The sequence below is a fragment of the Halomonas sp. TH-94 genome (assembly GCF_057473365.1).
In genome coordinates, this window is the sequence record NZ_JBYCKL010000057.1 from 52,542 (window position 1) to 67,794 (window position 15,253).

The 15,253-nt window shown below is 65.9% G+C and carries 14 protein-coding genes; 5 read left to right on the forward strand and 9 right to left on the reverse strand.

Annotation, left to right across the window (positions count from 1 at the left end):
- Positions 1-30 precede the first annotated feature (30 nt).
- The 9 genes from AC2VNO_RS11030 to AC2VNO_RS11070 all read right to left on the reverse strand — a co-directional run bounded on the left by AC2VNO_RS11030 (position 31) and on the right by AC2VNO_RS11070 (position 11,504).
- The gene (locus tag AC2VNO_RS11030; RefSeq protein ID WP_486934172.1) at positions 31-2,328 is read right to left on the reverse strand and encodes a dipeptide ABC transporter ATP-binding protein; all 2,298 of its coding nucleotides are present in this window, start codon (positions 2,326-2,328) and stop codon (positions 31-33) included.
- A complete protein-coding gene (locus tag AC2VNO_RS11035; RefSeq protein WP_486934173.1) occupies positions 2,325-4,067 on the reverse strand; it encodes an ABC transporter permease subunit in 1,743 nt (580 codons plus the stop codon). Before AC2VNO_RS11035 ends, AC2VNO_RS11030 begins: the two co-directional genes overlap by 4 nt.
- Complete coding sequence (locus AC2VNO_RS11040) at positions 4,064-5,044, reverse strand: ABC transporter permease (protein ID WP_228575248.1); 981 nt, start codon at positions 5,042-5,044, stop codon at positions 4,064-4,066. Before AC2VNO_RS11040 ends, AC2VNO_RS11035 begins: the two co-directional genes overlap by 4 nt.
- 86 nt (positions 5,045-5,130) lie before the next feature.
- Positions 5,131-6,750, reverse strand: a complete 1,620-nt coding sequence (locus tag AC2VNO_RS11045) for an ABC transporter substrate-binding protein (RefSeq protein WP_486934174.1) — start codon at positions 6,748-6,750, stop codon at positions 5,131-5,133.
- 106 nt (positions 6,751-6,856) lie between these two features.
- Entirely contained in the window at positions 6,857-7,681 is an 825-nt protein-coding gene (gene aroE / locus AC2VNO_RS11050; RefSeq protein WP_486934175.1) for a shikimate dehydrogenase, read from the reverse strand.
- A complete protein-coding gene (gene hemF / locus AC2VNO_RS11055; protein WP_486934176.1) occupies positions 7,674-8,606 on the reverse strand; it encodes an oxygen-dependent coproporphyrinogen oxidase in 933 nt (310 codons plus the stop codon). Before hemF ends, aroE begins: the two co-directional genes overlap by 8 nt.
- An 83-nt stretch (positions 8,607-8,689) precedes the next feature.
- Positions 8,690-9,241, reverse strand: coding sequence for an L-threonylcarbamoyladenylate synthase type 1 TsaC (gene tsaC, locus AC2VNO_RS11060; protein WP_486934177.1), 552 nt, complete (start codon positions 9,239-9,241; stop codon positions 8,690-8,692).
- A gap of 80 nt (positions 9,242-9,321) precedes the next feature.
- Complete coding sequence (dprA, locus tag AC2VNO_RS11065; protein ID WP_486934178.1) at positions 9,322-10,449, reverse strand: DNA-processing protein DprA; 1,128 nt, start codon at positions 10,447-10,449, stop codon at positions 9,322-9,324.
- A complete protein-coding gene (locus AC2VNO_RS11070; RefSeq protein WP_486934183.1) occupies positions 10,446-11,504 on the reverse strand; it encodes a LysM peptidoglycan-binding domain-containing protein in 1,059 nt (352 codons plus the stop codon). Before AC2VNO_RS11070 ends, dprA begins: the two co-directional genes overlap by 4 nt.
- A gap of 237 nt (positions 11,505-11,741) precedes the next feature.
- Here AC2VNO_RS11070 and def point away from each other — a divergent pair, with 237 nt between their 5' ends.
- From def to AC2VNO_RS11095, 5 genes are all read left to right on the forward strand, one after another.
- The gene (gene def / locus AC2VNO_RS11075; protein ID WP_486934179.1) at positions 11,742-12,254 is read left to right on the forward strand and encodes a peptide deformylase; all 513 of its coding nucleotides are present in this window, start codon (positions 11,742-11,744) and stop codon (positions 12,252-12,254) included.
- A 109-nt stretch (positions 12,255-12,363) separates the two neighbouring features.
- On the forward strand, positions 12,364-13,350 hold the full coding sequence (gene fmt, locus AC2VNO_RS11080) for a methionyl-tRNA formyltransferase (RefSeq protein ID WP_486934180.1): 987 nt from the start codon (positions 12,364-12,366) through the stop codon (positions 13,348-13,350).
- Positions 13,350-14,699 carry a 16S rRNA (cytosine(967)-C(5))-methyltransferase RsmB gene (gene rsmB / locus AC2VNO_RS11085; RefSeq protein ID WP_486934181.1) on the forward strand — a complete coding sequence of 450 codons (1,350 nt, stop codon included), beginning with the start codon at positions 13,350-13,352 and terminating at the stop codon, positions 14,697-14,699. Before fmt ends, rsmB begins: the two co-directional genes overlap by 1 nt.
- Positions 14,700-14,736: 37 nt before the next feature.
- Positions 14,737-14,943 (forward strand): dodecin, encoded by a 207-nt coding sequence (locus AC2VNO_RS11090; protein WP_228575230.1) that lies wholly within the window; start codon positions 14,737-14,739, stop codon positions 14,941-14,943.
- Between the two features lie 111 nt (positions 14,944-15,054).
- Positions 15,055-15,253: NAD-binding protein (locus tag AC2VNO_RS11095; protein ID WP_486933154.1), on the forward strand; the 199-nt coding region annotated here is incomplete at its 3' end.

The following is a 15,253-nucleotide window of genomic DNA, read 5'->3' on the forward strand; positions in this document are numbered from 1 at the left end:
CCGTGCGCCTTTTTGTCACCTCTTCCACTGCTATTCGTAGAGATAGCACGCCACCGAGTGCTCAGCGGCTATAGGCCGTCGCTGAGGCGAAGCCTGAGCCTCGAAGCGCACGCTCAATTGCCCCTCTCGGCGCTCCACGCCGCCTGCCTCGGCCAGTGACGGGTGCTTGGCTCTCATCAAGGCGTCGAGCTCTCGCTCCGCAGCATCGACATTCCCGCCACGTACCTGCAGGTGTACGTCGAGCCCGGCCACCTCCGCACGGCCCAGATGTTCCAGTTCGTTGCCGGCAATACGCCACTCGCTCATGGCGGTGACCACGTCGCGCCCCTCCCAGCCACAGTGAGGCATGGCCCTGGGGCAGCGGGTGTGGAAATGGCAGCCGTTGGGCGGCTCCACCGCGCTGGGTATCTCGCCGGCACTTTCCAGCGGCGGCTTGACCACCGAGGGGTCCGGCTCGGGGCTCGCCGCCAGCAACAGCTGGGTGTAGGGGTGCTTGCGCTCACGCACCACCTGCTCGGTGGGCCCCACCTCGACGATCTCGCCAAGGTACATGATCGCCGTGCGATCCGCCACGTAGCGGATGGTCGGCAGATCGTGGCTGACATAGACGAAGGAAATGCCCAGCTCGTTGCGAAAGCGGTGCATCAGGTTGAGTACGCCGGCACGAATCGAGACGTCGAGCATCGACACCGGCTCGTCGGCGACGATGAAGCGCGGCTCCAGCACGATGGCCCGGGCAATGGCGACTCGCTGGCGCTGCCCGCCGGAAAGCTCATGCGGGAATCTCTCGGCATACACCTCGGCCGGCTTGAGCCCGGCCCGCTCCAACGTTTCCACCACCCGGGCTTTCAATGCCTCCCCTTCTGCCAGACGATGGATGATCAGCGGCTCGGCCACGATGTCGTAGATGGTGAAACGTGGATTGAGCGTCTGGTAGGGATCCTGGAAGATCATCTGCGCCCGGCGACGAAACGTCTTCAGTTCGCTGCCGCTGAGCCTGGCGATGTCGGCACCCTCGAAGCGAATTTCCCCCTCGGTGATGTCGAGCAGGCGCACCAACATCTCACCGGTGGTGGTCTTGCCCGAGCCCGACTCGCCGGCCAGCCCGAGGATTTCGCCCTCGCGCAGGTCGAAGGAGATGCCATCGACGGCATGGACCTTACGATCCTTGTTCCTGCCGCGCAGGCCATCGAGGAAGCCCTGCTCCACCGGGAAGTGTTTCTTGAGACCCTCCACTTCGAGCAGCAGCGGGGTATCCGCCGTGGCAGGCTCGAGGGTGCCGGCACCCTGCACCGCTTCGTTGAGGCGCTCGCCGACTATCGCCCAGGTCTCGTTCAGCGCCGCCTTCAGGCGAAAGGCCTCGGCTTGATCCGGGTAGTGGCAGGCCGACTGACGGTCCGGGCTCACCGCATGCAGCGGCGGCGTCTCGCGCACGCAGCGCTCGGTGGCGAAGGGGCAGCGCTCGGCAAAACGACAGCCCGACGGTGGATTGAGCAGGTCCGGCGGGCTGCCCGGTATCGAGATCAGCTCGCGCTGGGCCCCTTCCAGGGTCGGGAAGGCGTTGGTCAAGCCCATGGTATAGGGATGGAAGGGCGTGCCGAACACTTCCCTGACCGGTCCCGTCTCCATGATGTGGCCGCCGTACATCACCGCCACCCGGTCGCAGGTCTGCACTACCACCGAGATGTCATGGGTGATGAACAGCAGCCCCATGCCGCGTTCACGGCGCAGCTTGGAGAGCCGCGCCAGGATCTGCGCCTGGGTCACGACATCGAGCGCCGTGGTGGGTTCGTCGGCAATGATCAGCTTGGGGTCCAGTGCCAGGGCCATGGCGATGACCGCACGCTGCTTCATGCCGCCGCTCATCTCGTGGGGATAGGCGGAAAGCCGGCCCGGATCGATGCCCACCGCACGAAACAACTCCTCGGCGTGGGCCCAGGCGGCTTTGCGGTCGATCTTGATGTGGGCGTTCATTGCCTCGAGGATCTGGTCGCCCACGGTATAGACCGGGTCCAGCGCATTCATTGCCGCCTGGGAGATCCAGGCGATCTCTTTCCAGCGCACCTTACGCATGCTCTCTTCGTCGAGCGCCGCCAGATCGCGCCCGTCGAAGTCGATGCGTCCGCGGGGGACCTCTCCGTTGGGTGGCAACAGCCGCAGCATGGCCTTGGCCGCGGTGGTCTTGCCGCAGCCCGACTCGCCCACCAGCCCCAGCGCCTCCCCGGGTCGCAGGTCGAAGTGGATGCCGTCCACGGCCTGGACCGCCCCCGCCCCGGTGCGGTAGTGAATGGCCAGGTCCTCGACCTTCAGCAGTCGTTGATCGGTCATCGGCGTGCCCTCAGTCGTGGATTGGCGACCAGCTCCAGCGAGCGGGAGATGAAGAACACGGAGAGCACCGTGATCATGATGAACAGCCCCGGCGGCAGGTTCCACCACCAAGCGTCGCGCCAGGCGCCGGAAAGCCGTGCGTTATGCAAAATGCCGCCCCAGGAGATCGATTGGGGCGGCCCCAAGCCGAGGAAGGATAGCGTCGCCTCGGCGATGATCGACACACCGACGATGATGGCAAGCTCGAGGAACACCAGCGGCATCACGTTGGGGAAGATGTGCAGGTACATGATGCGCAGGTCCGAGGCGCCCGCCACCCGCGCCGCCTTGACGAAGGGACGCTCGCGCAGGCTGAGTACCTGGGAACGGATCAGCCGCGCCACGGTACGCCAGGTGAGCAGCGACACGGCGAGTATCACGATCAATAGACTCGGCTCGAACAGCAGCACCAGGATCAGCGCGAAGGGCTCGAAGGGAATGCCGTACATCACGTCGACGGTACGCATCAGCACGGTCTCGGTGCGGCCGCGGAAGTAGCCGGCGATCAGGCCCACGTTGGCCCCGATCAGCACCACCAGGGCGGCGCCGATGAAACCCACCAGCAGCGCAATGCGCGAACCGTGCACGTTCTGGCTGTAGAGATCACGACCGAGGTGGTCGGTGCCGAACCAGTGCTCGCCGGAAGGCGGCGCCAGGCGATTGACGAAGCGATCCGACCCCAGGGCGAAGTAGCCATCGTCGGTGACCATCAGGGTACGCAGGTGGCGTTCCTCTTCGCTGGGTACCAGGCGCCATTCGTCCGCCTCGCGCTCGAACACGATGCCGCTGCGACCCACGGCGAAGGCGTGGCCTTCGTCGGTGACCCAGCCGGCACGCATGGCGCGGGAGTCCGGTGAGTCCTGGCTCTCCCAGCGCTCGCCCACGGCGCTGCGCGCCAGCAGAGTGCCCCGCTCGCCGACGATCAGGCCGTGGCCGCTGGCGGCCAGGTGAATGTGATTCAGGTCACGGTTGGTAGGCAGACGTTCAAGCGCCAGACTGTCGTCGCCCGGGTCGAGGCGCAGGGTAAGGCCGCGTTCGCCCACCATCCAGGCGCTGCCGTCCGCGTCCACCGCCACCGAGCTGAGCGTCATGCCGCGCCCCAGGGGGCTCTCCAGCGCTTCGAATTCACCGTTGGCGGTATCCAGGCGCAGAATCGTCTCGTCGACCCCGACCAGCAGTGCGGTGGTGTCGTCCAGCCAGGCCACGCCGGTCAGCGCTACCGAAACCGGCGCCTCCAGTAGCTGCCAGTCACTACCGCTGGCGGCATCGTCGAGCAGCGCTACGCTTCCGCCCAGGCCAACGGCAAGCGCGGCAGCGCCGGGGCCGATGGCGACATCGATCAGGCTCGTCGGCAGCGGGGCGTCGAGCTCCTGCCACTCGCCTTCGAGATAGCGCCAGGTGGCGCCGTCACGCCCCACGGCCAGGCCGACGCCGTTGCGATAATCCGCCGCGTTGAGGGTACGCTCGCCGAGCGCGGGCAGCTGCACCCAGCGCGTGAGCTCGCCGTCGACGCTGCGCGCCAGCAGCGAGCCCTCTTCGCGCTCGTTCACCGCCAGTGGCTCATGGGTGGAAAGAAAGGGCGCGAACAGCGCCATGCAAATGATCGACAACAGCACCACGACTCCGACCAGGGAGAGGCGATCGCCGATCATCGCGCGCAGCGGTTCCTGCGCGCTCTTGAGTATGCGGGATCCGATCATTTGAAGCTCACCCTCGGGTCAAGCAAGGTGTAGAGGATATCCACCAGCAGGTTGAGCGTTACCACGAAGGCCGCCATCACCAGGAAGCTGGCCTGGGCAAGGGGGAAGTCCGAGGTGCGCACCGAGTTGAGGATCTCGCGGCCAAGGCCCGGCCAGGAGAACACCACTTCCACCACCACCTGGCCACCGGCGGCCAGTCCCACGGTAACCGCCAGTTGGGTCACCACCGGCAGCAGCGCATTGCGCGCCGCGTGGGCATAGAGGATGCGCCGCTCCGGCAACCCCTTGGCGCGGGCCATTTCGATGAAATCCTCGCCGTAAACCTCGAGCATGGTGTTGCGCATGATCAATAGCGGCGAGCCGAGATAGTAGAGCGCCACCACCAGCGCCGGCAGGATCAGGTGGTGCAGGAAATCGAGGGTGAATATCTTGTCGAAGAAGCCGCTGGCCTCGTAGGGCAGCGTGCGCATGCCGCTGGTGGGCAGCCAGCCCAGCGCGATGCCGAATACGAGGATGGCGATCATGCCGGTCCAGAACATCGGCGCCGAGCGGAACATCAGGCCGACGAAGATCCCGGTGGTGTCGGTACGGCTGCCGCGACGCCAGGAGAGCCAGGCCCCCAGTGGCACACCCACGGCGTAGGCCAGCACGATGGCCGGCAGCATCAGCACCATGGTGTTGCCGAGCCGCTCCCAGATGATGTCGGCAACCGGCGCCCGGTAGTGGAAGGAGTAGCCGAAATCGCCCTGAAGAATGTTGCCGAGATAGAGGAAATACTGCTCCCAGATCGGCCGGTCGAGACCGAAGCTGGCGCGAATGCGCTCGCGCTCGTCGGGACTCAGCCCCTCGGTGATCAAGGCGGCGGTGGGGTCGGGCAGGCCCAGGCGGAACAGGAAGAAGAGCATCGTGGCGATGATGAACAGCGCCATCAAGCCGTGCAGCACACGGCGAATCAAGTAACTTCTGCGTGACGACATGGAAGGCTCGCTGTAAACGGCTGACGCATCCTCTCACCGCCTTGTGGGCGGTGAGAGGTAGCTTCGTGCACGGGGTCGGAAATGGCTTATCTGACCAGGCGGCCTTCGTCGTCCCAGGAGTAACCGGCCTCTTCCAGCTCTGCTCGGGCGGCATCCATGTCGAAGTCGAAGCGCTCGACGAAGGGATCGTTCCAGAAGGTGTTGACCGGTGCGATCACGCTGGAACCCACCTCGCCACGACCATCCAGCAGCACGTTGACCATGCGCTCGCGATCGGTGGCCATGGTCAGGGCACGGCGCACGGCACGGTCGTCGAACGGCTCACGACGCAGGTTGTAAGTCATGTGGAAGTAGCCGAAGTCCGGCACGTTGACCACGGTGAGGTGATCCTCGCCCTCCGCCAGGCCGATCTGGCCGGGCTCCATACGCCAGGCGGTGACGTCGATCTGGCCGGTCTGCAGGCCGGTATAGACCCCTTCCATGTCGGCATAGATGATGAACTCGACGCCGTCGACGGCGATCTCATCGGCGTGAAAGTGGTCCTCGAACTTGCTCAGCGCCATGAACTCGCCGCGGTCGAAACGCTCGTGCACGAAGGGCCCGGAACCGGTGGTGGGGATCTGCCCGGGCGCTAGCGTGGAGGCATCCTCGATCTCCTCCCACAGGTGCTTGGGCAGGATCGGGATCTGCGACAGCGAAATGCTGGCGAAAGAGGCCGAGGGTTCGCTCAGATGGAAGTGCACGGTGCGCTCGTCGACCTGCTCGGCACGTTCCAGCGCATCCAGATAGGAATTGAAGTAGCTATAGTCCTGGTCGAGATAGTAGTTCCAGGTGAAGGCGACGTCCTCGGCGGTGAGCGGCTCGCCGTCATGGAAGGTCATGCCCTCGCGCAGGGTAACGGCCACGGTGTTGTCGTCCACCTGGTCCACCGACTCGGCGGCCCAGGGTAGCGGTTCCACGTCGGCGGAGAGACGCACCAGGCGGTCGTAGTAGAGCCGCATCCACTTCCAGCCCCACACCGAGGTGGATGCCAGCGGGTTGAGGTTGTCCGGCTCCTGGGGCCCGCCGATACGCAAGGTGGAACGATCGCCCACCGGCCGCGCTTCCATGGGGCCCCATTCGCTATAAAGCCCCTCGCCGGCCATGGGGTTGATGCCTTCGAAGGCGTCGTGATTGAAGGCCACCACCTCGTCGCGATGGAACAGCACCACCAGCGGTGCGTCAGGCTTGTAGAGCTCCTGCATCTGATGAACGATGCGCTGGCGCTCGTCCATGTCGAAGGCCTGGGACTGCTGGTCGAACAGTGCGTCGAACTCCGGATTCTCGTAACCTCCCGGGTTGTTGCCGCCGGGGTTGGACTGGCGCGAATCGAGAGTGCTGAGGAAGAACTGCGGATCGAGACGGTCGGTGCGCCCGCTCCAGCCCAGGATGGTCGCATCGAAGTCCTGCTGGTCGTAGAAACGCTCCAGCGCGGTACTGAATTCGGTGGGCTGAACGTTGACCTCGAAGCCCAGCTCGCGCCAGCGCTCGGCGATGATGAAGGCGGCTTCGTAGCGGATGGGATCGTAGGATTCGGTGGTGGTCATCAGGTCGATGGAAGCGACGCGCTGCTGGGCCAATGCCTGCCCGCTCGCCACCATCAATCCCAGACTCACAGCTGCGGTAACTACCTTGCCGGGCACTCCGGCCCTGATCTTGTTATTCACTAAATTTTCCTCGGATTGTAGTTATTATTCATGCCAGATACTCCACCCGGCATGAATATCTCCAAACAACCCTAGGAAGCAGCGTTGAAGCTGTCAACTCTATGCTTCAACGCTTATCTAGCAGCTGCCCCCTGAGCGCTGCCCGCACCGGCCCCGTCTCCGGACGCCTGTTGCGCCACAGGAAGAACGACTCCGCGGCCTGCTCCACCAGCATGCCGAGGCCGTCGATGCCACGCGCACCGAGGCTCTCGGCCCAGCGCAGGAAGACGGTGGGCTCGGCGCCGTACATCATGTCGTAGGCCGTGGCGCCCTCGGCGAACAGGTCATCGGGCAACGGCGGCAGGTCGCCGGCGAGGCTGGCACTGGTACCGTTGACCACCAGGTCGAACGGCCCCGCTACCGCGTCGAAACCGCCGCCTTCGATGGAGCCCAGGTCGGCGAAATCCTCGGCCAGCGCCTGCGCCTTGGCTGCCGTTCGGTTGGCGACATGGACGCTTGAAGGCTGCAACGCAAGAAGCGGTTCGAGAATGCCGCGCACCGCACCGCCGGCCCCCAGGATAAGTATGCGCGCACCGCCCAACCTCACCTCGTGGTACTGCAGGTCACGTACCAGACCGACCCCGTCGGTGGTGTCGCCATAAGTGAGACCGTTCTTGCCCAGCAGCAGCGTATTTACCGCCCCGGCCCGCCGAGCGCGCCGGCTCAGGGTATCGCACAGCCGAAACGCCTCCTCCTTGAACGGCACGGTGACGTTCGCCCCCCGCCCACCCTTGGCGGTAAACGCCTGCCAGGCGCCGTCAAAGTCGTCCAGCGGTGCTTCGATGGCGGTGTACTCCATAGCCTCGCCGGTCTGTTCGGCGAAGGCGGCATGGATCATCGGCGACTTCGAGTGCGAGATCGGATTGCCGAAGACGCAGTAGCGGTCAGTCATGCCCAGACTCCTCCTCTCCCAGCCAGTCGCGGGGGAGCAGATACTCCTCGTACAGCCGCGCTTCCGGCGTCCCCGGTTCGGGTACCCAGCCATACTCCCAGCGTGCCAGCGGCGGCAGCGACATCAGGATCGACTCGGTGCGCCCGCCGCTCTGCAGCCCGAACAGGGTGCCGCGGTCCCACACCAGGTTGAACTCCACGTAGCGGCCGCGGCGATAGAGCTGAAAGTCGCGCTCCTGCTCGCTCCATGGCATGTCGCGGCGACGCTGCACGATGGGCAGGTAGGCATCGAGAAAGGCGTCACCCACGGCGCGCTGGAAAGCGAAGCTCTTGTCGAAGCCCCACTCATTGAAGTCGTCGAAGAACAAACCGCCCACCCCGCGGGTCTCCTCGCGATGCTTGAGATAGAAGTAGTCGTCGCACCACGCCTTGAAGCGCGGATACACCTCGGGGCCGAAGGGCTCGCAGGCATCGCGAGCTACCCGGTGCCAGTGCACCACGTCCTCGTGCACGGGGTAATAGGGGGTGAGATCGAAGCCACCGCCGAACCACCAAACCGGCGCCTCGCCCGCCTTCTCGGCGATGAAGAAGCGCACGTTGCCATGGCTGGTGGGGATGTGCGGGCTATGCGGATGCAACACCCAGGAGACGCCCACCGCATGAAAACCGCGACCGGCAAGCTGCGGCCGCGCCGCGGTGGCCGAGGGCGGAAGCCGTTCGCCGTATACGTGCGAGAAATTGACCCCGCCTTTCTCGAACACGCGACCGTTCTCGATCACCCGTGAGCGCCCGCCGCCGCCGGCCTCACGCTGCCAGCTCTCCTCGCGAAACCCGGCGCCACCGTCCTCGGCAGCCAGGCCGGAACAGAGCCTGTCCTGGAGGTCGAGCAGGTAGCTCTTCACCGTATCGAGATTGGCATGCGCCATGTCGTCTTCCTGTGCTTCCGGTTCATGTCATTCGAGGGTATGCGCCCAGGCTGCTGACAGGCCGTGGACGCGGGTCGCCGCCCTCAGGCTCTCAGCACCCGGCCGCTGCGTAAATCGCGGATGGTGCTGGGCCGGTCGAGCCCACCCAGCTCCCCCTCGACGATGGCGTCGAGTTCGTCGCCGAAGATCTCGCGAACTTGCGCGGCACTCATGGCCGAGGGTTCGCTGGCCTTGTTGGCCGAAGTCGAGACGAGCGGTCCGCCAAAGGCCTGGCACAGCGCGACGACCCCCGAATGGTCGCTGACTCTCAGGGCGACGCATTCGTGGGCCCCACGCACCAGGGGGCGGGTGCGCCCGTTGTCCGGCACTAGCCAGGTGTTGGGTCCCGGCCAACTGGCGACCAGGGGGGCATGCAGCTCCGGCGGTAGACCAACCAGCCATGGCGCGAACTGTTCGATCGAGGCGGCAATCAGGATCAGTCCCTTGGCCGGATCGCGCTCCTTCAGCCGCAGCAGGCGGGCCACCGCCTCGTCGTTGTCGGGATCGCAGCCCAGTCCCCACACGCCTTCGGTGGGATAGGCGATCACACCGCCGGCACGCAACGCGGCAACGACGGCATCAAGTGTATCTACCACGTTCTCGATTCTCCTGCAGAGCGGCGCCGGTCACGGCAGGCGGCCGCAGCGATACGAAAAGGCCTCGGATGCTAACACGCTCAGGCGTTCTCACGCAGGCGCACCCAGCCGCCGGGAGCCTGAGCGACGCGGCCCTCCAGCTCGAGTTCCAGCAGACGCCGCTGGCAATCGGGTACGGCAAGCCCCGTGAGGTTGACCAGTGCATCCAGGGGAGAGGGAGAATCGCTGAGCCAGCGCAGCAGCGGATCGACCGTGGCAGCACCCTCGCTTTTGGGTGCAGCGGGCGAAACGGCGGGTGCCACCAGAGACGCCGCGACCGACCAATGGCTGAGCTCCTCGAGCATGTCATCGACGTGGCGTACCAGCACCGCGCCCTGACGAATCAGCTGCAGGCAGCCCCTTGCCTGAGGGTTGTTGATCGAACCGGGCAGCGCAAAGACCTCGCGGTTCTGCTCCATGGCCAGCCGTGCACTGACCAGGGAACCGCTCTTCTCGGTAGCCTCCACCACCAGCACACCCAGCGATAGACCGGTGACGATGCGGTTGCGTCGCGGAAAGAAGCCAGGCCGTGCCGGGGTGCCGGGCGGGTGTTCGGAGAGGATCAGCCCGCCGTGATCGAGCAGCTGCTGGTAGAGCCGCGCATGGCGCGGCGGATAGACGACATCGACGCCACAGCCTAGCACCGCCACGCTGCGCCCGCCGGCCTCCAGTGCGGCCTGCTGGGCGGCACCATCGACGCCAAGTGCCATGCCGCTGACCACACACCAGTCGCGGCTGGCCAGCTCCCGGCCAAAGGCAGCGGCGTTGGAAAGCCCATCGCGTGTGGGTCGGCGCGAGCCGACAATGGCAATCCCGGGTGGCTCGAGTGCAGCCAGATCGCCCAAGGCCCAAAGCAGCGGCGGCGGGTCGCCGATCTGATCCAGCAGTGCGGGCCAGGCGGCATGCCCCGGATAGAGCAGATGCCGCTGGGGGGTGGCCGCAAGCCAGGCCAGATCGGCCTCGACCGCCTGGCTCAGCGGGCTGCGGTCCGGATGATCGAGCCATAGCCGCAGCAGGGTGGCCGCCTGCCGCGGCAGCCTTGCCAGCCATCCGGCGGGCCACGCCGGAGCGGCAGAGGCGATTTCGGTCAACTTCGCCGGGCCCACGCCCGGCAGCTTGGTCAATGCCAGCCACTCCGGCAGGCCTGGTGCGGGCTCTCCTCTGCTCACCGCTGCGCCACCCCCACCCCACGCCGGGGGTTATGAACACGATCGCCAACCTCGAGAGTGCGGCTTGCCTGCATCACCAGGCCATAGCTGACCTTGTCGTAGGGTCGAAAGATCATGATCAGGCCGGCATCGGTGCCGGGCAAGCGCAGCGACTCGCCGGTACGCGGGTCGACTACCCGCTCGCCCTGCTGCTCGACCTCGAGCACATGGCCCGTCTCGAGCCCATCGCGCCGTCCTCGGTCAACCGCCACCACCTGCAGCCGACCGATGAAGCGTACGCCACCTGGTACCGCCAGGATGGTGCCCTGGACGTCGGCATCCGGCGCTCGCGGCATGAACTCGCTGGTCAGCTCGCGCTCCTCCAGCGGCATCACGATATCGTCGTTGCGAACTTCCTGGTTGGCGGAAAGCAACTCCATGACCGCGATACCGTCCTCGCTGCGCTCGGCACGGGCTCGACCGATGCCGATCAGCTCCAGACCCAGCAGCTCGCCGGTGACTGCGTCGTGGTAGCGCTCACCGAGTCGGTAGATGCCGTAGCGATTCCCGCGCTGCAACTCGCCGCGGGCGTAGACACGATCTCCGGCTCCGCTGATGATGCGCCGGTCGTCGCCTGCCACGACATAGGCCAGTTCATCGAGTGCCTCGGGGTCGTCGATGACCCGATGATCGCGCAGAAAATGACGGACCGTATCGAGGGGGATAGGCTCGATCGCCTCGCGCACCGGGATGCGACGCACCTCGGGCGACAGCCGCACCGCGCCCTGACCTCGCTCGAGCCCCAGGCAAGGGCGGCCATTGCAGTCGTAGAGATAGATCACGTCGCCAGGATAGATCAGGTGCGGGTTGCGAATCTGAGGGTTGACCTGCCACACCTCGGGCCATTGCCAGGGGTGGCGCAGAAAACGTCCGGCGATGTGCCACAAGGTGTCGCCGCGCACCACCGTGTAGCGATCCGGTGCATCGCTGCGCAGCCCCTGGTCCCAGCTAAGGCTTTGCGCCTGTACCAGAGTCGCCGCCAGCAGCAGCGCGACGGCGCTACCCCAGGCCAGCATCTTCTTCAGCGGCGCTCCTGGCCGCCGCTTGATCTTGCTGTTCATTCCCCTTCCCCCTGCCCCCATACCTGCCCTTCGCGCCAGCCCTCTCGAAGCCCACGCCACGCCGGAACCGACGTGCCATGTTATAGTCCAATACTATTGAATTGATATGCGCGCCAGCAGTTTCACCCTGGCCTGCTGGCCCCTAGAATAGGGGCAATTCCCGAATGACAGCATAACGGTGGTTACAACGCCATGGCCAAATTGACTATCCTCGAATTTCCCGACGAGCGGCTGCGTACCAAGGCAGCACCGGTCGAAGCGGTTGACGACGAGGTGCGCCGGCTTGTCGATGACATGCTCGAAACCATGTACGACGCTTCCGGCATCGGCCTTGCGGCCACCCAAGTGGACGTGCACCGCCGCGTGATCGTGATGGACGTCAGCGACCAGCGCTCCAGCCCCCTGGTGCTGATCAATCCGACCTACACGCCTATCGGCGAGGCACGCGAGCTGATGTCCGAGGGATGCCTGTCGATTCCCGAATACTATGCCGAGGTGCCGCGTGCGCTGAAGGTTCATCTCAAGGCGCTGGATCGCGAAGGCAAGCCCTATGAGCTCGAGGCCGATGGCCTGCTGGCCCACTGTATCCAGCATGAGTACGACCACCTGGAAGGCGTGCTTTTCGTCGACTATCTTTCGCCACTGAAGCGCGACCGGGTGCTCAAGAAGATGCAGAAGCGTCACAAGCAGATGCAATCCGCCTGATAAACCCTCTCTCGTACCCCATGAAGGCCAACGCAACCGCGTTGGCCTTCGTCGTTTGGCGCCGCCCACGTTATGATGAGGGCATCCGTACACTGGCAAGGCTCGACACATGTCCCCACCTCTGCGCGTCATCTTCGCCGGCACGCCCGATTTTGCCGCTGCCAGCCTGGCGGCCATGCTGGCGAGCCGGCACCGGATCGTCGCCGTCTACACCCAGCCCGACCGACCGGCCGGACGCGGCCGCAAGCTGACGGCAAGCCCGGTCAAGTCGCTCGCTCTCGAACATGACCTGCCGGTACTGCAGCCCGCCACATTGAAGAGCGCCGATGTCCAGGCCGAGCTGGCCGCTCATCAGGCCGATATCATGGTGGTGGTCGCCTACGGGCTGATTCTGCCCCAGGCGGTGCTCGACATCCCCCACCTGGGCTGCCTCAACGTACACGCCTCGCTGCTGCCGCGCTGGCGCGGAGCGGCGCCGATCCAGCGTGCCATCGAGGCGGGCGACAGCGAGAGCGGCGTGACCATCATGCAGATGGACGCCGGACTCGATACCGGCGACATGCTGCTTACGCGTCGCACCCCCATCACCGCGACCACCACCGGCGGCGAGCTGCACGATACCTTGGCCCAGTTGGGCGGCGAGGCGATCGTCACGGCGCTGGATGCCCTGGCAGGCGAGGGGCTTGCCGCCACGCCTCAACCGCAAGAAGGGATGAGCTATGCGGCCAAGCTCTCCAAGGCCGAGGCGGAACTCGACTTCACCCGGCCGGCCGAGGAGCTTGCCGCCAAGGTGCGCGCCTTCAACCCCTGGCCGGTGGCTTGGTGTGCCTGCGGCGATGAGCGGCTGCGGCTTCTGATGGCCGAAGCGGCCGATAGACGCGACGACGAAGCAATGGCTGCTCCCGGCACCCTGCTCTCTCCGGATGCCGACGCGCTGCGTATCGCCTGCGGCATACAGGGTGACGAGGTACTGCGTGTGACCCGGGCCCAGCTGCCAGGCGGCAAGCCGCTTGCCGCGCGCGATCTGCTCAACGCCGGCAGCGAACGGCTGTGCCCCGGCCAGGTTCTCGGCCATGCCCGCGAGGAGAGCGTCTGATGCATCGTTCCACCCCCTCCACCCGTGCTGGAAAATCGGTCCAGGACGGCGGCCAGGCGGTACGTGCCAGTGCCGCCCGCGCCCTGGTGCCCGTCATTACCGGCAAGGGCTCGCTCAACGAGCTCGACGACCATCAAGTCGTGACCCGCGACCGCGCTCTGTTCAAGGCGATGTGCTACGGCGTTTGCCGGACACTGCCCCGCCTCGAAGCACTTGCAGCCAAGCTGCTCAAGTCACCGTTCAAGGCTCGCGATGCCGATGTCCAGGCGCTGCTGCTGCTGGGCATCTATCAGCAGCTCTATCTGCGCATTCCCGCCCATGCCGCGGTAGGCGAAACGGCGGGCGCTGCTCGCCAGTTGGGCAAGGAGTGGGCCACCCGAGTACTCAACGGTTGCCTGCGCCGACTCACGCGGGAATCCGCCGCGCTGCAGGCGGAGGTCGATCAGGACCCGGCGGTGGCCATGCTGCATCCCCGCTGGCTGCTGAAGGCGCTGCGTCAAGCCTGGCCCGACGACTGGCGTGCCATTGCCGACGCCAATAACCAGCCCGGGCCGATGACCCTGCGCATCAACCGGCGCCGCGGGGATCGCGAGGCCTACCTGGCCAGGCTGGTCGAGAGCGGCATGGATTCGCGCCTGTGCACGCACTCCCCCGATGGCCTGGTACTGGACAAGCCCTGTGACGTGCAGGCCCTGCCCGGCTTCGCCGAGGGCGACGTCAGCGTGCAGGACGAAGCCGCCCAGCTGGCCGCCGAACTGCTCGGGCCAACGCTGGCTCCACGGCCCGGCGGACGAGTGCTGGACGCCTGCTGTGCCCCCGGCGGCAAGACGGCGCACCTGCTGGAACTGTTCGACATCGAACTGTTGGCGCTCGACAGCGACGCCATGCGTCTGGCGCGGGTCGAGGATACCCTCGAGCGCCTGGGACTCTCGGCCACGCTGGTGCATGCCGACGCCACGGGACGCGACTGGTGGGACGGCACCGCTTTCGATGCCATTCTGCTCGACGCTCCCTGCTCCGGCACCGGCGTGATTCGCCGCCACCCCGACATCAAGCGCCTGCGGCGGCCTTCCGACATCGCCAAGCTGGCCGAGCTGCAGACACGACTGCTCGACAATCTGTGGCCGCTACTGCGCCCCGGTGGCTCGCTGTTGTATGCCACCTGCTCGGTGCTTCACGAAGAGAACGACGAGCAGATCCGCGCCTTCCTCGAGCGCACCCCCGACGCCATCGTCACCACTCCGGAAGAGATGAGCTGGGGCACACCGGTTGGCGCCGGTCGCCAACTGCTGCCCGAGCCCGACAGCCACGATGGCTTTTTTTATGCCAGACTGAAGCGGCAGGGCTGAGCTGCCCTGTCATCGATCACATGAGCAAGGAGCACCCATGAGCGATCACGTCTACAAACATATCGAACTGACCGGTTCCTCCGAGAAGGGCATCGAGGATGCCGTCCAACGCGCCCTGGAGAAGGCCTCGCACAGCCTGCACGGCATGCGCTGGTTCGAAGTGACCGATACCCGGGGACATATCGAGAATGGCCGCATCGGCCACTGGCAGGTAACCGTCAAGGTGGGCTTCACCCTCGACTGACGCCAGTCGCGATACGCACCTGTTACATCACCTTCGGCTGGTTTATGCTAGCCACGGATGCTGCGGCGCCATAACGGCGTCGCAGAGTCGTTTGGACGGGCCTGACAGCATATGAAGATCATCATCCTGGGCGCCGGCCAGGTCGGCGGTACGCTGGCCGAGCATCTGGCCCGCGAGGAGAATGACATCACGGTGGTGGACACCGACGGCGAACGGTTGCGCGAACTGCATACCCGCCTCGACATCCGCACCGTGGTCGGCCCCGGCTCCTATCCCGTGGTGCTGCGTCAGGCCGGCTGCGAAGACGCCG